Source organism: Frankia sp. Mgl5, assembly GCF_023242985.1.
GTDB classification, from domain to species: domain Bacteria; phylum Actinomycetota; class Actinomycetes; order Frankiales; family Frankiaceae; genus Parafrankia; species Parafrankia soli.
Genome location: NZ_JALKFY010000811.1, coordinates 50660 through 70263, shown reverse-complemented (window position 1 = coordinate 70263; position 19604 = coordinate 50660). Strand labels below are relative to the sequence as shown.

The window sequence follows — 19604 nt, the reverse complement described above, 5'->3', positions numbered from 1 at the left end:
TCCACGGCCATGTCGGGCGGTGTGCTGTGGCTGCCGGACAACCCGCTCATGCAGGCCGACGGCGTTCCCGACTCCCTCGAGGACGCGCTGGCGTACTTCGAGTCGGTGGTCGGGGATGTCGGACCCGCCTCGTCGCGGGAGCGGCGGCTCGCCTACATCGTCGAAGGCTCCACCATGGTCCGCTTCCTGCAGAACCTGGGCATGCGGTTCGAGCGGTGCGAAGGGTACAGCGACTACTACGCGCAGGTGGCGGGAATTCGTGGCGGCAGCGCCCGCGGCCGCTCCATCGAACCCGCGGTGACCGACGGCAAACAGCTCGGACCGTGGCTCGCGAAGCTGATGCCGGGCATGACGGCCGCGCTCGGAATCGTCGTGATGACCCGCGAGGCGTCCACGCTGCAGCTGATCAAGCGGCGGCCGAAAGCCATGCGCACCGCCCTCCGGGTGGGGATGCGGACGGCCATGGGCAGGCTCAGGAGGCAGACCCGGCTGGCCAACGGCGCGGCACTGATCGCGCAGGCCCTGGAGGCGGCGCTGGCGGCCGGGGCGACGGTCTGGACAGACACCGGGCTGGTCGACCTGATCGTCGAGGACGGCCGGGTGGCCGGCGTCGTGGCCAGTCGGGACGGGCAGACCGTCCGGATCCGTGCCCGCCGCGGCGTGCTGTTGAGCTCGGGCGGGTTCGCCCGCAACGCCGAGATGCGCAGACGCTACTCGAAGCAGCCGAACGAGGGGTCGTGGACCATCGCCAACCCCGGGGACACGGGCGAGGCGATCGAGGCCGCCCAGCGGGTCGGCGCCGCCGTCGACTTCATGGACGAGGCGTTGTGGATCCCGGCCTCCATCCAGCCCGGCGGACGTCCGAGCCTGCACACCGGAGAGCGGAGCAAGCCGGGCTCGATCATCGTCGACCGGGCCGGCCGGCGGTACTTCAACGAGGCGGTCTCCTACATGGAGGCCGGGCGGCAGATGTACGCCCACAACGTCGACGGTGAGTCCGTCCCGAGCTGGCTGGTCATGGACTCCCGCCACCGCGGCCGTTACCTGTTCGCGTTCCGTGCCAACACCCCCGAAGAGTGGATCACCAGCGGCTACATGAAGAAGGCCGACACGGTGGAGGAACTGGCGCGGGCGTGCGGGATCGACCCGGCCGGGCTGGCCGCCACGGTCGAGCGGTTCAACGGGTTCGCGAAGCAGGGCACCGATCCCGACTTCCACCGCGGCGAAGGCGCTCACGAGCGATACCAGGGCGACTACGGCAACAAGCCGAACGCCTCGCTCGCGCCCGTCGAGAAGGCGCCCTTCTACGCGGTCGAGCTCTACCCGGGTGACGTGGGGACGAGCGGCGGGCTGCTCTGTGACGAGTTCGCCCGTGTGCTCGACACCAACCACGATCCGATCCCGGGTCTGTACGCCGCCGGGAACTGCAGCGCGTCGGTGATGGGACGCACCTACCTGGGGGCGGGCGCCAGCATCGGGAACAGCTGCGTCTTCTCCTACATCGGCATGAAGCACGCCGCGCACGTCGTCTCCGGCGACCCGGTGGCCCGGTGACCAGGTGACCGAAGAGGGGAGTGGGCGGCCCAGACGGCCGCTGGTCCGGGTCGAGCCCATCGGCGCGGACCTCACGCCCGAGCCCGGCGAGACGATCATCGAGGCGGCCTGGCGACTCGGGTACCACTGGCCCACGGTGTGCCACGGTCAGGCCACGTGCACGGTATGCCACTTCGAGGTGCTCGGCGGAGCCGAGCACCTGACACCCGCCGACGACGAGGAGACCGACGCCCTCGAAAACCGGCTTCCCGGCACGCGACGTCGTGATCTCACCCGTCTTCGGCTGGCCTGCCGGGCATGTGCCACCGGCGACGTCGCCGTGCGCAAGAAGGGCGTTCGGCGACTGGCCGAAAAGGAGTCCTGACACGCGTCCGAAACGGCCCCGACGCCGCGTGACCGCGGTGCCCGGTCGGCGCCGTCGCGGGACGGCCGGAATGGCGAGATCCGGCCGCTCGCCTGGTCGGCGCTCGGTCGGCATTTTGGCGGAGAGCTGGCCGCCGAAACGAACAAGGACTTGACCGAATGTGCAAAGACGGCCGCGGGCGACACGCTGATGATGGTTCATGACGGCAGCGCGAGAAAACAAGGAAAGCAGGGGAAATGGCAGCGCCAGAGTTGATCATTGACGCGGACAGTCACATCACCGAGCCGCCGGACGTGTGGACCGCTCGGGTACCGGCGAAGTATCGCGAGGACGTTCCACACGTGGTGCGGCAGGGCACGGCGGACACCTGGGTGCTCCACGGGGAGCGGCTGGCGCCGGTCGGCGTGACGGCTCCGGCGGGATGGCCGACGTTCCCGCCCGAGTACCCGCAGACCTACGAGGACTGCCACCCGGGCGCGTACCAGGCGGATGCCCGCCTGAAGTACATGGACGAGGCGGGTATCTGGGCCCAGGTGCTCTACCCGAACGTAGGCGGGTTCGGCAGCGAGAACTTCCTGAAGCTGAAGGACGACACGCTCAAGCTGCTGTGCGTGTCGGCGTACAACGACTTTCTCGTCGAGTGGTCCTCGGCCGACCTGCGCCGGCTGCTGCCGGTGATCGCCACACCGTTCTGGGACATCGACGAGACCGTACGGGAGATCGAGCGGTGCGTCCCGCTGGGCGCGCGGGGAATCCTGTTCACCGGCGAGCCGCAGCGCTACGGGCTGCCCGTGCTCGGCTCGCCGCACTGGAACCCGTTGTGGGAGGTCGCCCGCGCGGCCGACCTGCCGATCCACTTCCACATCGGCAGCGCCGGAGACACCCTGGAGCTGTCCACCCCGGAGCGCTACGCCCAGCACGGCGTGAACGGGGCGCAGGCCTACTGCGCGGTGAGCCTGTTCATGAAGAACGGTGTCCAGTGCTCGGATCTGATCACGTCGGGCGTGCTGTCCCGCTATCCCGAGCTGAAGTTCGTCTCCGTGGAGAGCGGTATCGGCTGGCTTCCGTTCATGCTCGAGGCCACCGACTACAGCTGGCTCGGCGCGTTCCGTCCGGGCCGGGAGCGCCAGTCGGGAGACGTGCTGCCGTCGGATCTGTTCCGCCAGAGCGTTTTCGTCACCTACTGGTTCGAGTCGGTCGCCCCGAAGCACTTCCTCGATCTGATGCCGATCGACAACATCCTCTTCGAGACCGATTTCCCGCACACCACCTGCCTGTTCCAGAACATCCAGGAGACCATCACGTCCGGCCTCGGGCACGTCGACGGGGGAGCGCGCCGGAAGATTCTCTGGGAGAACGCGACAAAGCTGTACCGGATCGAGGAGCCGTCGGCGTCGTGGCGGGCCACCGCCGGGACGAGCTGATGACCGAGGACGGCCCGTGACACCGGACGGCCGTGCGATGCTGCGGCTCGAGGTCCGCAACGCCCGGACCCCGGTCGAGAACAAGCCGCCGTGGATGCGCACCCGGATGCGCGTCGGTCCCGCCTACACCGAGGTGATGGCCGTGGTCCGCGAGTCCGGGCTGCACACGGTGTGCGAGGAGGCCGCCTGCCCGAACATCTTCGAGTGCTGGGAGGATCGGGAGGCGACCTTCCTGATCGGCGGGGACGTCTGCACGCGGCGCTGCGACTTCTGCCAGATCGACTCCGGCAGGCCCGCTCCGCTCGACCGGGACGAGCCTCGCCGGGTGGCCGAATCCGTCGCCAGCCTGGGACTGCACTACGCCACCGTCACCGGGGTGGCACGGGACGACCTGGCCGACGGAGGGGCCTGGCTGTACGCCGAGACCGTGCGCCAGATCCATGCGCGTTCCTCCGGAACCGGCGTCGAGCTGTTGATCCCGGACTTCCGTGGCGACCCGGCCCTGCTGGCCGAGGTGTTCGGTGCCGGCCCGGAGGTGCTTGCCCACAATGTCGAGACGGTGCCCCGGATCTTCCGCGGCATCCGGCCGGGCTTCCGCTACGAGCGCTCGCTTGAGGTGATCAACCGTGCCCACGCGGAAGGGATCGTCACGAAGTCGAACCTGATCCTCGGTCTGGGTGAGACCGTCGACGAGGTCGACGCCGTGCTGGCGGACCTGCGGGCAGCTGGTTGTGATCTGGTGACGGTGACCCAGTACCTGCGGCCCGGCCCGCGCCACCATCCGGTGGAACGCTGGGTGGAGCCGGAGGAGTTCGAACGGTGGTCCGCCCGGGCCGCCGAGCTCGGCTTCGCCGGGGCGATGGCGGGGCCGCTGGTCCGCTCCTCCTACCGCGCGGGCCGGCTGTATCGCCAGGCAGTGGCGCTCCGCGGTGAACGCCGCTGAGCGCCGCCCGCCGCCCGCGCGGGCCCGTTCCAAGCGGGCGACCATCTCGTCCCTGGAACCGATGGTCGACCTCTCATCTATGGTCGGGTCCCTCTCGACCCGTGGGCGCGCCGGCCAATCGTGGGGCGCACCGGGATGGTCGTCCGGTTGTGCGCACACCCGGTCCACACACCGCTGCCGTAGGCGACGTCCTCGGCGAGACGGCCGAGCACGAACCGCACCGGGTCCATCGACCCGCGCCGGCCCGCCCACTCCGCCAGGGCCGGGCCGACGACCAGTGATGCCACCGCCGCCCGACGTCCCCAGCGCCGGCGGCCGCCACCCGCGGCGCCGGCCGCGAGCAGCGGCAGGGCGTACTGGGTGCCGTACCGGCCGACGCCGAGCCAGGTCCGGCCGACGGCACCTGCCGTCGCGCGCGCCACCTCCCGGACGGGCAGGTCTGACCGGCGCAGCGTCCGCACGGTGCGCAGTACCGAACAGGTGTACGCGGCGGCGGCCAGCGCGGGCCGCCGGGCGAGCAGCGCGGCGACCGTCAGCGCCGGCCCCGGGAACAGGACGAGCGGGGGCAGCGATCCCGGGTGGCGCAGCGCCAGCGGCGCGGCGGACGTGCCGTACCGGAACCTCCGGCCGAGCAGCCCGGCCCAGGTCTCCGGTTCCAGGTGCCGGACCTCGACGGTCGGGTCGTACCGGATGCGCCAGCCCGCCTTGTCCAGCCGCCACACCAGGTCGACGTCCTCGCCCGCGACCGACAGCGTGGTGTCGAACGCCCCGCCGGCCGCCGGACCGCCGCCGGCGATCTCGGCCAGCGCCGCGCGGCGGACCAGGATCGCGGCGGTCGGGATGTAGGCCACCCGGGTGTTCGACCCGACCCGGGCCGGCGTGCCGCCGAGGTCGAGGCTGCGTGTGGTGCCGGCGTACCGGCCGGCCCAGCCGCCCGACGCGCCGGGAGCGGGGACCGTGCGCGGGGCCACGGCGCCGACCAGCGGGTCGGCGAAGTGCGCGGCCAGCACGTCGATCCAGCCCGCCGGCGGCACGCAGTCGCTGTCCACGAAGGCGACGAGCTCGCCGGCGGTCGCCGCCAGCCCGGTGTTGCGGGCCGCCGCCGGCCCGCCGTTGACGGGGCGCCTGATCACCTTCGCGCCGAACCGGTCGGCGAGCTCGATGATCGCGCCGGGCTCGCGCGAGCCGTCGTCGACCAGGACGACCGGGTGGCGCTCGCCCACCGCGGCGAGGCACCGGGCCAGCTTGTCGACGCGGTCGTGGACCGGGATCACGACGGTGACGTCCGGGTCGTGCCGCGGCGTGGGCGGCCTGGGATGTGCCAGGCCGGCGTCGGTGAGCCGGCGGGCCAGGGCGCCTGCCCGCGGGGACACCACCGGGCCGGTCGCGAGCTCCTGCCAGGCGGCCTGGCCGGCCGCGGTCAGCCGGATCACCCTGGCCGGCGAGCCGCCGAGCCAGCTGTCGGCGCTCAGCCGCCGTGCCGACGTGTCGAGAACGACCCGGAAGCCGGCCGGCAGCGGGGCCACGGGCGTGGTCACAGCGCGAGGCCTCCGTCGACCGGTACGACGGCACCGGTCATCCCGCTGCTGACCGGTCCGGCGAGGAAGGCGAGGACCTCCGCGACCTCCGCCGGGGCGAGCAGCCGTCGGAGCGGTTGCTGCGCGGCGAACTCCGGCGCCCCGCTGAGGCCGTACAGGCGGGCGCTCTCGGCCAGAATCGGTGTGTCGGTGGAGCCCGGACTGACCGCGTTCGCGGTGACACCGGTGTCTCCCAGCTCGGCTGCCAGGGCCCGGACCAGCCCGGCGACGCCGGCCTTCGCCGCGCAGTAGGCGGCCAGCATCGGCAGCCCGCGGGTCGCCGCGGCCGACGCCACCGCCAGGAAACGGCCGTGCCGCGGCGGTGGCCGCCGCAGCATCGCGGGCACGGCCGCCCGAGCCAGGTTCAGGACACCGCCGAGGTTCACGTCCAGCACGGCCTGTTCCTGCTCCGCCGGGACCTCCCACAACGGCACGCCGCCGGCGATCACCCCGGCGGCCGCGACGGCGGCGTCCAGGCCACCCCACCGGGCCTCGGCCTCGGCGACGGCGGCCTGGAGCGCGGCGGCGTCCCGTACGTCGGCGATGAACGGGCGGACCCGGTCCGCCGCCTCGACCCGCCAGTTCGCCTCCGCCACCACCTCCCCGAGCTCGGCCTCGGTGCCCATCGGGTAGGCGAGCGCGGGATCGTCCTTCCCGCGGTCGACCGCGAGCACCTCCCAGCCCTGCTGCGCCAGCGCCAGCACGGTGGCCGCGCCTATCCCGCGCGCCGCCCCGGTGACCACGGCGACGGGGCGGTCGGCGGTCACGTCGCCCGCCAGCTGTCCACGGCTCGTACCTCAGTTCCTCGCATGTCAGAGCCTCAGCCCGGCCAGCGGGCTCTCCTCGCACGCGCGGTCGGGTGGGCGCGCGCCGATCGTCACCGGGACCGGGCCCGACCGGCGGGACGCCGGGCGGGAGTGGTCCAGCGACGGCTTCGGCACCAGCTCGAGGTCCACCGCGGCCAGCGCGGCCGCGCCGTGGCCCTTCACGCATTCCGGGTCGGGGCCGTCCAGCGGCAGGCCGGTGAAGAACTTCGCCGCCATGCACCCGCCCCGGCAGGCGTCGAACGCCGAGCACGACGTGCAGGCCCCGCCGGTCTGCGGCTGGCGCAGGTCGGCGAACAGCTCCGAGGTCCGCCAGACCCCGGTGAACCCGCCCTCGCCGCGGACGTTGCCGGCGCGGAAGCTGTCGTGGATGGCGAACGGGCAGGCGTAGACGTCACCGACCGGGTCGATGAGGCACACCACCCGCCCGGCGCCGCACAGGTTGAGCCCGGGCAGCGCGTCGCCGTAGGCGGCCAGGTGGAAGAACGAATCCCCGGTGAGGACCCGCTCGCCGTGCGCCACCAGCCAGTCGTAGAGCTCCCGCTGCTGGGCGGCCGTCGGGTGCAGCTCGTCCCAGACGTCGGCGCCCCGGCCGGACGGCCGCAGCCGGGTCAGCCGCAGCTGCGCGCCGAACCGGTCGGCGATCGCCTTGAACTCGTCGAGCTGGCCGGCGTTGTGCCGGGTCACCACGACCGACAGTTTGAACCCGCGGAACCCGGCGGCGGCCAGGTTCGCCATGGCGCGCATCGCCGTCTGGTAGGAGCCGGGCCCGCGCACCGCGTCGTTGACGGCCTCGGTCGCGCCGTCGAGCGAGATCTGCACGTCGACGTAGTCGCTGGCGGCCAGCCGCGCCGCCACCTCGGGGGTGATCCTGACTCCGTTGGTGGAGAACTTGACCCCCACGTGGTGGGCGGTGGCGTAGTCGACGAGCTCCCAGAAGTCCGACCGGACGGTCGGCTCGCCGCCACCGATGTTGACGTAGAACACCTGCATCCGCTCGAGCTCGTCGATCACGGCCTTGCACTCGGCGGTGGACAGCTCGTGCGGATCACGCCGGCCCGAGCTGGACAGGCAGTGCACGCAGGCCAGGTTGCAGGCGTAGGTCAGCTCCCAGGTCAGGCAGATCGGCGCGTCCAGGCCGTACTGGAACTGCTCGACCAGTGGCAGCGGTGTGCTCACGACGGTTTCCTCTCCCGGATCATCTCCGACGCGGCCAACGTGGCCAGAGCGGCGCGGTACGCGGGCAGCTCGGCCGCCGACACGCCCGCGTCGACGCAGGCCGCACGGGCTGTCGGGAAGTCGGCCAGTACCTGCACGACCTTCAGCAGCTCGGGGCTCTTCAGGAACGACAGGCGCCGGGTACCGAAGTGGTACAGCAGCGCGCCGAAGCGCTCGGGGCGGATCGACACCTGCGCCGGCACGTACCAGGCGGCGTCAAGGTCGAACGGCGACCGCCGAGCGGCGGGATCAGTAGACACCGCACATGCCGTCGATCGACACCTCCTCGACCAGCAGCTCGTCCGCCACCAACGGCTCCGGAACCTCTGCCGTGACCTCGTCGTTCGCCTGGGTCTGGGTGTCCGTCATCGAGCTGCTCCTTCGGCTGGTCATGTGGGCACCGTGATTTAGGCACCGTGTGACGAATATCGGGCACAATAACGTCACCTAGTGCCACAAACAAGCCCCGACCGCCGTGGCCGGCCCCGCGGGACGAGCGCCCGCAAGTACTTCGACGCGAAGTCGCAGGTGCTGTGGAACGAGTTCGACAACGAGGTCACCACGATCCGCGCCAATCTCCAGCAGACCTCCGGCGACCTGCCCGTGATGGACGCCGTCCGTCACGCGGTCATCGCAGCCGACTACTACCGGGCCGGGGACGTGCCTGAGCTGCGCATGCGCATGCATCTGATCAGCACGGTGCCCGAACTCGTCGCCAGCGCCACGGTGCACTACGACGCCTGGGAGCGCGCGATCACCGAGTTCGTCGCCCGCCGCACCGATCAGCCGGCCGACTCGCTCTACCCGCCCGCCGTCGGCCGGGCCACCCTCGCCGTCTGCCGTGCCGCCTACGAACGCTGGTCCACCCACGCGGACGCCGATCTCACCCTCTACCTCGACGCCGCGCTACGTGCCCTCGCCGCTGGCTTCCGCGACGACATCCTCACCACCGAGCCGCAGGGCGGCGGGACCGAGCGGGTCCTCGACGCGCACCCGGCGGAAAGCGCCGCGGTTCGCCGGGGCTGACGCCCTCCGGGCTTGCCGGCCCCGGCGACGGATGCTCCCGCAGGTGACGCTCAGGTGTCGGCGACCTCGTGAAGAGCGTCGGCGGCCGCCCGGGCCCGTTCCATGGCCACTGCCTGGAGCGGGCCCGCCGGTCGTGCCGGGTTCACGCCGCGACCCGGGTCAGACGCGGTAGAGCTTGACCGCGTTGCCGCCCATGACCTTCCGCTGCGTCTCGGGACGCAGCGAGGCGATCGTCTCGCCGACGATTCCGAGGGGGTCCGGGTGCAGGCAGGTCGGGTGCGGGAAGTCGGTCTCGAACATGATGTTGTCCTCGCCGACGGTGTCGATGAGGTGCTGGAGGTCGCCGCGGCCCTTCTCGAACCAGAAGGTCGCGTACCAGTTCGACGCGAAGTACTCCGACGGCCGCTTCTGCAGCTTGTGGAAGTACTCCGGTGCGTTCTCCTCGAGCTCGTAGTCCATCGCCTCGAGCATGAACGGCACCCAGCCGATCCCGCTTTCGACGGAGACCATCTTCAGGTCGGGGTGACGGTCGAACATCCCGGAGTAGGCGCTGTTGAGCAGTACCCGGGAGTTGTTCTGGAACAGCGACGCGCCGCCGATCGCCGGCTTCACGTAGTCGTCCTGGCTCGGCCAGTAGGTCGTGCCGAAGTAGGACAGCGCCGTCTGGCTCGCCCCGATGTGGAAGTGCACGGGGAGCTTGCTCCCGGCGCAGACCTCCCAGAACGGGTCCCAGGCGGGGTCGCCCAGGTCGGGTGAGCCGGAGTCCTGCGGGTCGGCGGTCATGTTGACCCCGCGGTAGCCCAGGGCGGCGCAGCGCTCGGCCTCCTGGACGCAGGCCTGGATGTCCCACGCGGGCATGATCGGCATCGGGAGCAGCCGGTTGCCCGACTCCGCCTGGACCTCCGCCATCGCGTCGTTGTAGAGCTCGACGCAGAGCCGGAGAACGATCGGGTCCTGGACCGAATTCCGCAGGTTCTGGCCGCCGATGCCGATCGCGTTGGGGTAGAGGACCTGCGTGTGGATGCCGAGCTCATCCATCAGGCGCAGGCGCTCCTTCGGGTCCCACGCCGCGGGGTGCACGTCGTTGATGCCCCAGGACCCGCCCTGGGAGTCCCGGAACGGGTGCTTCTTCCCGTCGTGGTCGACGGTGCCGCCGGAGCCTGCCTTGCCGAACGCCTTGCCCTCGACGATCCACATGTCGACGCCGTCGATCCGCTCGACGTGCGGGACCCGGTCCTCGTAGCCCTTCGGCGCCCTCTCGGTGAACAGGTCGTGGCGCTCGGTCATGTGCGCGTCGGCGTCGACCACTCGAATTCCGTCAGCCAGCTTGACCACTCGGGTCTCCTCGCGTCGATTCGGCTGCGCCCGGTTCGGCACATACCCGCGTGTACGTTCACGGCCTCTCCGGGAGCTGAGCGACCTCGGTGACGACGGGGACCGTGCCTTCGACGCGCCCACGGCGGTCGCGCGTCGCACTCCCCGGACTGATCCGCCGCGTGGAGAGCAGGCTAGCCGCGTTGACCCAAAGACACAAGTGAACACTTACTAAGGAGTGGGTCGGCGAGAACCCCGGGACGAACGCCCATCGCGGCGCCGAACGCGATCGCCGCCAGCACCCGCGGCAGCCGCCACTCGACCACCACGGTGCGGGCGGGGCCCGCGACCAGATCTGTCCGAGTGCCGACGAACCGTGCCATGTGCCCACACAGGCCCATACGGTGGGCGGCATGGGAGTCAGGCGAACGGTCCTGGCGGGCATGCTCGCCGCTGCACTCGGCGGCGGTCTGCTGGCTGGATGCGCCGGGCTGGAGTCGACGGCCGCCGGGGACGGCGCCGCCCCGGCCGCGGAGCTGACCGCGCCCGCCGGGAGCTGCGGCGGTCCCGTCGAGACAGTTCAGGACGTCGAGGCGATCATCTCCGAACCGGCGGGCTGTCCCGGTGCGGTGAACACCTACTGGGCCGGAGAGCTGGGCGACCAGTGGACCGCGCCGCGCTTCGTCCCCTACCGCGACGGCGAGATCCCACCGATCGCCTGCGGAGAGGGCGAAACCGACCCGGCCGCCTTCGCCGGCAACGCCCTCTACTGCCCACTCGACGACACCGTCGCGTACAGCGTCGACTTCATGACCGAACTGCACGACGCCGGCGGCCCGTCCTACCCGATGTACGTGATCATGCATGAGCTGGCCCACCGGGCGGCCACCCACTCCGGCCGCACCGGGGTCGTCTCCCGCGCGGAGGAGAACCAGGCCGACTGCCTCGCCGGCGACGAGGCCCGCTTCGCCACCGACGCCGACCGGCTCGACCTCGGCGACGCCTTTTCCGGCGCCCTGCTGTTCTTCTCGCTCGGCGACACCCGCGACCGTGGCTGGTTCGACCGCGAGACCGCCACCTCAGACGGCGCGCACGGCACGCCCCGCCAGCGCGCCCAGGCGTTCGCCTTCGGCTACCTGCGCGACAGTGACACCTGCTATCGCCTTGGCGAGTCACCCACCGGCAGCGTGCTCTTCTGAGCTGATGCTCCGAGGTTTTCCCGCCGAGCATTCTGCCTCCGTCGGGACGGCATCGGGTAGTCCGATGGATCCTGACGATCGGGCGGCCGACGGCCAGGCTGCGTGACGGCCAGGAGGTGCTGGTCGACGACGGCAGCCAGACCCGGCTACACCCGTACGGCATTCCGCCGCCCGGTTGGTTGAAAGCCTTCGGTGAAACACTTCCCTGAAGGCTGTCCCATAACCGGTTGAATGCGGTTCGGGGTGGCGGGTCCGGCCCGCCGGCGTCCGGGCGGCTGTACGCCAGCCGACCTGTCGGTTACCGCACACCGGCACATCGTGCCCCAGGGGCCCTTTTCGACCTACCGTCGACTGGTCGAAAAGGAGCAGATCATGTCAGACCGTCGGGCCTCCGCCGTGCGACGTTGGCTGGGGCGCCGCCCCGCCGCCGCCACCGCGCTCGCCTGCACCGTGCTCGCGCTGCTTGCGGCCGGCTGCCAGTCCGTCGCGGCGGCGGCGTCCACCGCGGGTGCCGGATCCGGCGGCTGCCACGTTGTGGGCGGTTTCAAGGTGTGCGGCCCGGTCTACGACCGTTACGCGCAACTCGGTGGCCCGACCGGGCCGCTCGGGAATCCGCTGCTCGACCCGCGTCCCGCGGTCGGTGCGGACAGCGTGAGCTACTTCCAGGGCGGCGCCGTGTTCGCCACCGGTACGGAGACCGACGTCCACCAGGTGCCCGGCGGGGAGGTGCCCGCCGTTGACGTGCCGAGCGTGTACAGCCTCCCGCTGGCCGACTTCGTCGTCGTGCGGAACGCGCGGGCGGCCGGTCCGCCAGGAATCCTGGTGTGGACGACCGACGGATGCAGCGGGCCGACTCCGCCCGAGGTGGACGCCCTGTTCGTCGACCCCTGCCTGCGTCACGACTTCGGCTACCGCAACTTCCTGAACGGCCCCGCGGTCGACCCCACCGGGCAGCGGCGGCTGGCGATCGACAACCAGTTCCTCGTCGACCTGCGGGCGACCTGCGTGACGGCCGGCCAGCCGCAGGTGAACTGGCTCGGTGTCATGATGCCCTGCGAGCGCGCAGCCCTGCTGATGTACAACGCGGTGCGGGCCTTCGGCTAGTTCTGGCACGGATGCACTATCGCCTCGGTGCGGCGGTCGGGAATAGGATCTCATCCGGACCGGAGCCGCCCGTCCGTCCGTTACTCGCCTGTGTCTGGTCGGCGCGTTGGACGTGCGAACTACGAGAATCTTCGCATATGCAGAACCGGCCGGGAGTGAGACGGTTCTGGTGTGCCCACCCCACCCCGGGCAGCCGGGGCCGGGGCGGGGCTGTCCGGCCGCCGGATGCGGCCGAGGCGCGGACGTCCGGTGCAGTCGGGCCAGGCCGTCCGCGTTGTCACGTCTACTCAGTCTGTGGGGCGTGCTCGTGCGGTACGAAATCCTTGGCCCTCTCCGGGTGATGAACGGCGATCAACGGGTGAACCTGAGCGCTCCCAAGGTGACAGTGCTGCTGGCTGCCTTACTGGCTCGCCCCCGGCAGGTGGTCGCCAGCGACCTGCTGATCACGGAGATCTGGAAGGACGATCCCCCGCGGCGCGCGACGGCGACGTTGCAGGTCTACGTCTCCCAACTCCGCAAGCTGCTCACCTGCCCGCTGAGCCGGGAGTGCCCGATCATCACCCGTTCGCCGGGCTATCTGCTGCTCGTCGAGCCCGAGGCCGTCGATCTGCACCTGTTCGAGCGGAGGATGGCGGACGGGCGCCAGCATGCCCGCGCCGGTCACCACCGGCAGGCGGCCGATCTGTTCGCGTCCGCCCTCACGGTCTGGCGCGGCAACGCGCTCGGCGACCTGCGTGAGGGCCCGATCGTGGACGCGTTCGTCACCCGGCTGGAGGAGTCACGGCTGGAGTGCATCGAGATGATGATGGAGGCGGGCCTGCGTAGCGGCTGCCATCGGGAGCTCGTGGGCCAGCTGTTCGAGCTGACCCTGGAACATCCGATGCGGGAGTCCTTCTACCGGCAGCTCATGATCGCTCTCTACCGGTCGGAACGGCAGGCCGACGCGCTGCGTGTCTACCAGCGAGCCCGTCAGATCCTCGCGGACGAGCTCGGTATCGAGCCCGGGCGGCCGCTGCGGGAGATCCAACGCGGGATCCTGGCCGACGACGACCGCTTCGTACTGTCCTCCACCGGCTGACCGGCTGACCGGACGCGGGCGGCGCGTACGTGCCGCCCGCGCGCCGGGCAACGGGTCCGGTCAGCGTGGACCGGCCCCGTTCACCAGCATCATCAGCGCCATCCGGGAGGACACTCCGAGCTTGCGGTAGATCCGAGTCAGGTGCGCGTCGATGGTGCGCGGGCTCAGATGCAGGTCGTAGGCGATCTGACGGCTCGTCTTCCCGCCGACCGCCGCCGTCGCGATCTCGCGTTCGCGTGGGGTGAGGCCGCCGAGCACATTGCCGGTGCCGGTGGACGTGTGTTCGTCCAGCCTGCGCAGTTCGGCGAGAGCCTGTCGGCCGAGGCGGTTCGCGCCGCACCGGCGGGCCAGCTCCGTCGCGGCGGTGAACAGTCGGCCGGCGTCCTCGTGCCGGCCGGCCGCCGCCAGGCACCTGCCGGCCTGGAACAGCAGGTAGGTGCGCAGCGAGAGCATGCCCGCGTCGGCGAACAGGTCGGCCGCCTGCTCGTACAGCCGCCCCGCGGACGCGGGGTCAGCGGTCCCGCGCAGTACGTGGGCCCGGGCCGCCACCGCGTGCCCGCGCTGGTAGCCCAGTCCCAGGCGATCGGCGGCGAGCTCGGCCCTGGTCGCCCACCGCTGGGCGGCCGGGCCGTCCCCGAGCCGCTCGGCGGCGGCGGTGAGCGCCTCGAACGCCATGGGATGGAGGACAGGCGACAGCAGGTCGAGCGCCGGCCCGCCGCCCGTGTCGAGGATGAGGGCGGTGGTGCGGCGCGGATCGGCGCCGTCGGTCGCGGCGGCGTACGCGGTCCAGATCGCCGCCACGTCGCCCCACCAGGAGCGGCGCGGCGGCGGCTGGGCGGTGGCCCGTTCGACGGCCGCCGCCTCCGCGAGCGCGGCGGCCCGGCGGCTGCCGTGGCCGTCGATCCAGACTCCGGCCAGCGCCTCGAGGGCCTCGGCGAGGCTCGTGTGGTGGCCGCGGCTGGTGTTGCGGATGAGGTGCTGCATCTCGGCCGCCGTCCGGCGAGCCTCCGGCAGTCGGCCGACTCGCTGGTAGACCGCGCTGAGCCCACCGAGCAGCAGTGGCAGGGCGTCGCCTCGCCCGGAGCCGCGGGCGAGCGCGGTCCCGCGGCTGAAGTGGCGCTCGGCGTCGAGCTGGCGGCCGAGGATCGAGTCCGCCCAGCCGAGCAGGGCCAGATGCTCGGGATGGCCAGCGAGGGCGGCGTCCGGCAGCCTGTCGGCCATCGCGATGCAGCGGGTCACCGTGACCGCGGCCGCCTCCACATCGCCGCCGAACGCCTCGACGACCCCGCGCAACGCCAACGCCCCCACCTCGGCGGTGCGGTCGCCCTGCTCGTGGGTGAGCCGCAGCAGCGGGCCCATGTCCTCCGGGCTGGGCGGCGTGCCGTCGAGCAGCCCCAGCATGGCCCGGGTGAGCAGCAGCGTGATGACGGCCGGCCGGGCCTGCGGCCGGACCAGCCGGTCGACGGAGGGCATCGGCCCGGCGGTGGACGGTGGCGGGCCTCCGATCGCCGCGTCGATCTCCGTGGTCAGGATCGCCCGGCCGTCGGCGTGGCGGCCGATGGCATAGGCCAGCATCGCGCAGCGGCTGGCGACGTTCGCCCGGTCCGTCGGTGGCCGGGCGACGGCCAGCCGCAGGGTCCGGTGGATCTGGGCGAGGCTGTCGGAGAGCATGCCCGCCGCGCCGAACGCCCGGGCCAGACTGAGCGACAGCTCGCCGCGCAGGACGTCGACCTGGTCCGGATCGCCGGCGTCGGCGAGGGCGAGGATGCGCAGCGCCAGCCGCAGCCAGCGCACCGCGTCGCGCGGCGAGGACGCCGCCGACTCCTTCGCCGCCAGCGCGAGCAGATGCACCTCGTCCAGCCCGGAGTCCTGCGGGTAGCGCTCGATGTGCGTGGCCAGGACGGCCGGCGGCGCGCCGGACAGGCCCAGGACGGAGGCCGCCCTGCGATGCGCCTCCCGCCGCCAGCCCGGGTCCAGCGTCGGGTACAGCAGGCGGGCGAGCAGCGGGTGGCGCAGGCGGTACGCGGCGGCACCGTCACTGGTCGGCCGGAGCAGATCGTGCGCGGTGAGCGTCGCGACCGCGGTGGCGGCCGCGTCGATCTCCAGCGCGGCGACGGCCGCGAGCGTGTCGACGTCGAACGGCTCGCCGAGCACCACGGCCGCCCAGCTGACACGGCGGCAGTCATCGCCCAGGCCGGCGAGCTCCGCCAGCACCGGGCCGACGAGCTCGCGGGGCGGGTCGTCGTGGTCCGAGGCCTGGTCGGTGTCGGTGGCGTGGTCCGCGTCCGCGTCCGCGCCGGCACCGGTGCTGCCGGCGGCCGGCGGCAGCGGTGGCCGATCCGCCGGCCGGACCTGGCGGGCAAGGCCCACCAGGTAGTGCGGATTACCCTCGCTCGCCCGGTACAGCTCCCGCAGCAGGCTGTCGTCCGCGGCCAGCCCGGTGAGGCGTGCCGCCTGGTCGAGGGTGAGGGGCGGGAGCGTGATGCGTTCGACCGTCCCCAGCGTCACGCCGTTGGCCAGCGTGTCGAGGAGCCGGGGCGGGCTCTGCCGCGGCCGGTGTGCCACCACGAGGAGCAGGCGGGCGTCCACCGGCCACCGGATCAGATGGTCGACGAGAGCGAGGGACGACTCGTCCGCCCAGTGCAGGTCGTCGACGACCAGGACGAGACCGTCCCCGGCGGCCCGCCCGAGCAGCAGCCGGGCCGCGTCGAGCAGCGCGCCGTCGACGGTCGGCGCGTCGGCGAGCAGCGCCGCCAGCAGCGCGCCGGGTGGGCGGCCCTCGTCGTCGCGCGCTGACGCCGCCAGCCTGGCGGACGTCAGCAGCTTGCTGAACACGCCGAAACCCGTCATGCGGCCGGCGTTGGCGCAGCGGCCCGTCGCCACCGGCAGCCCGCGCCGCGACGCCTGCCGGGTCAGCTCGCCGAGCAGGCGCGTCTTGCCCATGCCCGGTTCGCCGCGGATCTCGATGACACGCCCGTGTCCCTCCGCCAGAGCGTCGAGAGCCGCCAGCAGCCGGCGTCGTTCCTTCGGACGGACCGTCGGAGGTCGGCGGCTGGAGGTCGGCGGTGTGCCGGTCAACGGAGATCGGGCCGTGGAACCGCGGCGAGCAGGGCCCGGGTGTAGTCGTGCTCGGGGTGGGAGAAGACCCGCTCGACCGGGCCGGTCTCGACCACGTCGCCGTCCTTCATCACGATCAGCCGGTCACTGCTGTGGTGGATCACTCCGAGGTCATGGGAGATGAACAGCAGCGCGACCCCCAACCCGCGCTGAAGATCGGCGAGCAGGTCGAGGATCTGTGCCTGGACGGAGACGTCGAGCGCGGAGACCGGCTCGTCGCAGACGAGCAGCGCCGGCCCGGGGGCCAGTGCCCGCGCGATGGCGACCCGCTGGCGCTGCCCGCCGGAGAGCTCCAGCGGGCGGCGCCGGAGCAGAGCGGCGTCCAGGCCGACCCGTTCGAGCAGGTCGACGACCCGGTCCCGGCGCCCGCGCCCGCGGGGCACGCCGGCCGCCCCCAACGCCTCCGAGATGATCCGCTCGGTGGTGAACCGGGGGTCGAAGGATCCCAGCGGGTCCTGGTAGATGGCCTGGATGCGCAGCCGCCGGGCCCGCCGGGCCCGTTCGGGCAACCCGCTCCAGGGCTCGCCCGCGAAGCGCACTTCGCCCTCGTCGGGCGCCAGCATGCCGAGCACGATCCGGGCCACGGTGGTCTTCCCGGAGCCGGACTCGCCGACCACGCCGACGGACTCCCCGGCGAACAGGCTGAACGAGACGTCCCGGACCGCGTGCCGCCAGGTGCCGTCGGGGGAGCGGAACCGCTTGTGGACCGACCTCACCTCGAGGAGCGCCGCGGCTTCGCCGTCGCCTCCGGACGTTGCCGGGGTCGCGTGGGCGGGTGTCTCCGTCGTGGGCGGTGCCACCGGTGCCACCGGTACCACCGGCTTCCCGGGGATCTCCCGGGGAGCCGCCCGGACAACGTCGCCCGCCCGGGCGGATGGACCCGGGTACCAGCACAGCGTCCGGTGGCCGGGCCCGGCCACCGGCGCGGGCGGCAGCTCGGCGCGGCAGCGCTCGTCGCTGCGCGGGCAGCGCGCCGCGTACGGGCAGCCGCCGGTGGCCGGTGGCCGGTCGGCCGACGCGATCGACAGCCTGGTCCCCTTGGCGTGCAGCGCGGGCACCGCGGCGAGCAGCGCCTGGGTGTAGGGGTGACGTGGATCGCCCAGCACCGCGGCGGTCGGGCCCTGCTCGACGACCAGCCCGCCGTACATCACCGCGATCTGGTCGGCGAGTCCGGCGACGACCGCCAGGTCGTGACTGATGAGCAGCAGCGACATGCCGCTGGTGGTGAGCTGGCGGAGCAGGCTGAGTACCTGCGCCTGCACGGTGACGTCGAGTGCCGTGGTCGGTTCGTCGGCCACCAGCAGCTCCGGGCCGGCGGCCAGGGCCGACGCGATCAGTGCGCGCTGGCGCAGGCCCCCGGACAGCTGGTGGGGATACTGCGCGGCGCGTCGCTCGGGCTCGGGCACCCCCACGTCGGTGAGCAGGCTCAGGACGCGGGATCGGAGCTGGGCCCGGCCGACGACCCGATGCGTGCGCAGCGGCTCGGCGATCTCCGCCCCGGCGGTGCGCAGCGGGTCGAGGGACACCAGCGCGTCCTGCAGCACCAGCCCGATGTGGCGGCCGCGGATCCGCTGCCAGGACGATTCGCGCAGCGCGGTCAGGTCCCGCCCGTCAAACCGCAGGCGGCGAGCGGTGACCGTCGCGTGTGCTCCGGTCAGGCCGACCAGGGTCCGGGCGGTGACGCTCTTGCCGGAGCCGGACTCCCCGACGATGGCGAGGCTCTCGCCGCGGGCCAGGGTGAACGACACGTCCCGCACGGCTCGGACCGGCCGGGACGCCCGGTCGAAGGTCACGCTGAGACCTTCGACGACCAGCAGCGGCTCGGCCGGCTCGGCCTGCTCAGCCACGGCCGCCGCCGCGTCCACGGCTGTGACGGGGGCAGCGGCGGTGGCAGAGGCGCCGGCGGTGGCAGAGGCGGCGGACGCGGGGAGCACCGACGGGACCTTCGCGCCGGAGAGGCCGCTCATCGACTGGTTCTCCTCGTGTAACGCGCCTGGACGTGGCGGCCGACCACGTTCACGGCGATCACCGTGGCGGTGATCGCCGCGCCCGGGAACACAGCGATCCACCAGGCGGTGGACAGGTAGTTGCGGCCTTCGGAGAGCAGCAGTCCCCATTCCGGGGTGGGCGGCTCGGCGCCGAAGCCGAGGAAGCTCAGCCCGGACGCGGTGATGAGGGTGGTGCCGAAGCCGACAGTCGCCAGCACCAGCAGCGGGCCCAGCGTGTTGGGCAGGATGTGCCGCCCGATCAGCAGCCAGCGGCGCAGGCCCAGCCCGACGGCCGCCTCGACGTACCCGGAGCGGCGCACCACCAGCGCCTCCGCGCGCACCATCCGCGCGTACCCGGGCACGGTGGAGATCGCGACGGCCAGGGTCAGGTTCAGCGTGCCGCTGCCCAGCACGGTCATCACCAGCAGGGCCAGCAACAGCGGCGGCAGCGCCAGCAGGATGTCGGCCAGCCGCATCAGCGTCGAGTCGGCCGCCCGGCCGCCGAGCGCCGCGGCCAGCCCGAGCACCGCGCCGCCGAGGATGCCGAGTGTCGTCGCGCTCACGCCGAGCCACAGCGAGCGGCCGGCGCCGTGGGCCACCCGGGTGAACACGTCCCGCCCGAGCTGGTCGGTGCCGAACCAGTGCGCCCCGCCCGGGCCGCTCAACGCGTCCGCCGACGCGATCTCGGTCGGGGATCCGCCGGCGAACAGGCCCGGCACGACCGCGATCGCGACGATGAGAACCAGCGTGACCACCGCGAGTACCAGCCCGACCCGTGGCGGGCGCCGTCCACGGATGACGCTCCGGCGGCCGGCGGCGACACCGGCACCGACACCGACCGCGGCGTCGACTGCCGTCATGGTTCAGGGCTCCT

17 protein-coding genes are annotated in these 19604 nt (G+C 72.7%); 8 read left to right on the top strand and 9 right to left on the bottom strand.

The window, feature by feature from the left end; genetic code table 11:
• The 4 genes from MXD62_RS31285 to lipA form a co-directional block, all read left to right on the top strand.
• Positions 1-1554 (top strand): FAD-binding protein (locus MXD62_RS31285; protein WP_248832966.1); only part of this gene is annotated, 1554 nt, incomplete at its 5' end.
• A 4-nt stretch (positions 1555-1558) separates the two neighbouring features.
• Positions 1559-1918, top strand: coding sequence for a 2Fe-2S iron-sulfur cluster-binding protein (locus MXD62_RS31280; protein ID WP_248832965.1), 360 nt, complete (start codon positions 1559-1561; stop codon positions 1916-1918).
• A 236-nt stretch (positions 1919-2154) separates the two neighbouring features.
• On the top strand, positions 2155-3342 hold the full coding sequence (locus MXD62_RS31275) for an amidohydrolase family protein (protein ID WP_248832964.1): 1188 nt from the start codon (positions 2155-2157) through the stop codon (positions 3340-3342).
• Positions 3343-3379: 37 nt separating this feature from the next.
• Positions 3380-4285: a lipoyl synthase gene (gene lipA, locus MXD62_RS31270; protein ID WP_041255986.1), complete on the top strand. Its 906-nt coding sequence runs from the start codon at positions 3380-3382 to the stop codon at positions 4283-4285.
• 77 nt (positions 4286-4362) lie between these two features.
• Here lipA and mftF read toward each other — a convergent pair whose 3' ends face one another.
• From mftF to mftA, 5 genes are read right to left on the bottom strand one after another with little or no spacing between them, the layout of a single operon-like run.
• Entirely contained in the window at positions 4363-5823 is a 1461-nt protein-coding gene (gene mftF, locus MXD62_RS31265) for a mycofactocin biosynthesis glycosyltransferase MftF (protein ID WP_248832963.1), read from the bottom strand.
• Positions 5820-6629, bottom strand: a complete 810-nt coding sequence (locus tag MXD62_RS31260; RefSeq protein WP_248832962.1) for a mycofactocin-coupled SDR family oxidoreductase — start codon at positions 6627-6629, stop codon at positions 5820-5822. Before MXD62_RS31260 ends, mftF begins: the two co-directional genes overlap by 4 nt.
• Before the next feature lie 45 nt (positions 6630-6674).
• Entirely contained in the window at positions 6675-7865 is a 1191-nt protein-coding gene (gene mftC / locus MXD62_RS31255) for a mycofactocin radical SAM maturase (protein WP_248832961.1), read from the bottom strand.
• Positions 7862-8164 carry a mycofactocin biosynthesis chaperone MftB gene (mftB, locus tag MXD62_RS31250; protein ID WP_248832960.1) on the bottom strand — a complete coding sequence of 101 codons (303 nt, stop codon included), beginning with the start codon at positions 8162-8164 and terminating at the stop codon, positions 7862-7864. The genes mftC and mftB overlap by 4 nt, the downstream gene beginning before the upstream one ends.
• On the bottom strand, positions 8154-8273 hold the full coding sequence (mftA, locus tag MXD62_RS31245) for a mycofactocin precursor MftA (RefSeq protein ID WP_071066653.1): 120 nt from the start codon (positions 8271-8273) through the stop codon (positions 8154-8156). Before mftA ends, mftB begins: the two co-directional genes overlap by 11 nt.
• 81 nt (positions 8274-8354) lie before the next feature.
• Here mftA and MXD62_RS31240 point away from each other — a divergent pair, with 81 nt between their 5' ends.
• Positions 8355-8930 (top strand): mycofactocin system transcriptional regulator, encoded by a 576-nt coding sequence (locus MXD62_RS31240; protein ID WP_248832959.1) that lies wholly within the window; start codon positions 8355-8357, stop codon positions 8928-8930.
• A 159-nt stretch (positions 8931-9089) separates the two neighbouring features.
• Here MXD62_RS31240 and MXD62_RS31235 read toward each other — a convergent pair whose 3' ends face one another.
• On the bottom strand, positions 9090-10265 hold the full coding sequence (locus MXD62_RS31235) for an amidohydrolase family protein (RefSeq protein WP_248832958.1): 1176 nt from the start codon (positions 10263-10265) through the stop codon (positions 9090-9092).
• A gap of 392 nt (positions 10266-10657) precedes the next feature.
• On the opposite strand from MXD62_RS31235, the gene MXD62_RS31230 reads away from it, so the two are divergent.
• The 3 genes from MXD62_RS31230 (at position 10658) to MXD62_RS31220 (ending at position 13625) form a co-directional block, all read left to right on the top strand.
• Positions 10658-11443: a neutral zinc metallopeptidase gene (locus MXD62_RS31230; protein ID WP_248832957.1), complete on the top strand. Its 786-nt coding sequence runs from the start codon at positions 10658-10660 to the stop codon at positions 11441-11443.
• 372 nt (positions 11444-11815) lie between these two features.
• The gene (locus tag MXD62_RS31225) at positions 11816-12547 is read left to right on the top strand and encodes a phospholipase (protein ID WP_248832956.1); all 732 of its coding nucleotides are present in this window, start codon (positions 11816-11818) and stop codon (positions 12545-12547) included.
• Positions 12548-12854: 307 nt separating this feature from the next.
• A complete protein-coding gene (locus MXD62_RS31220) occupies positions 12855-13625 on the top strand; it encodes a BTAD domain-containing putative transcriptional regulator (protein WP_368862479.1) in 771 nt (256 codons plus the stop codon).
• A gap of 60 nt (positions 13626-13685) precedes the next feature.
• Here the strand turns inward: MXD62_RS31220 and MXD62_RS31215 are convergent, their stop codons facing one another.
• From MXD62_RS31215 to MXD62_RS31205, 3 genes are read right to left on the bottom strand one after another with little or no spacing between them, the layout of a single operon-like run.
• Entirely contained in the window at positions 13686-16703 is a 3018-nt protein-coding gene (locus MXD62_RS31215) for a LuxR family transcriptional regulator (protein WP_248832954.1), read from the bottom strand.
• On the bottom strand, positions 16700-18709 hold the full coding sequence (locus tag MXD62_RS31210; RefSeq protein ID WP_248832953.1) for an ABC transporter ATP-binding protein: 2010 nt from the start codon (positions 18707-18709) through the stop codon (positions 16700-16702). The genes MXD62_RS31215 and MXD62_RS31210 overlap by 4 nt, the downstream gene beginning before the upstream one ends.
• Positions 18706-19590, bottom strand: a complete 885-nt coding sequence (locus MXD62_RS31205) for an ABC transporter permease (protein WP_248832952.1) — start codon at positions 19588-19590, stop codon at positions 18706-18708. Before MXD62_RS31205 ends, MXD62_RS31210 begins: the two co-directional genes overlap by 4 nt.
• Positions 19591-19604: the final 14 nt, after the last annotated feature.

Coding starts and splice junctions, on each gene's coding strand:
- MXD62_RS31275 (WP_248832964.1), top strand. CDS start 2,155: ATGGCAGCGCCAGAGTTGATCATTGACGCGGACAGTCACATCACCGAG.
- lipA (WP_041255986.1), top strand. CDS start 3,380: ATGCTGCGGCTCGAGGTCCGCAACGCCCGGACCCCGGTCGAGAACAAG.
- mftA (WP_071066653.1), bottom strand. CDS start 8,273: ATGACGGACACCCAGACCCAGGCGAACGACGAGGTCACGGCAGAGGTT.
- MXD62_RS31230 (WP_248832957.1), top strand. CDS start 10,658: ATGGGAGTCAGGCGAACGGTCCTGGCGGGCATGCTCGCCGCTGCACTC.
- MXD62_RS31225 (WP_248832956.1), top strand. CDS start 11,816: ATGTCAGACCGTCGGGCCTCCGCCGTGCGACGTTGGCTGGGGCGCCGC.
- MXD62_RS31210 (WP_248832953.1), bottom strand. CDS start 18,709: ATGAGCGGCCTCTCCGGCGCGAAGGTCCCGTCGGTGCTCCCCGCGTCC.
- MXD62_RS31205 (WP_248832952.1), bottom strand. CDS start 19,590: ATGACGGCAGTCGACGCCGCGGTCGGTGTCGGTGCCGGTGTCGCCGCC.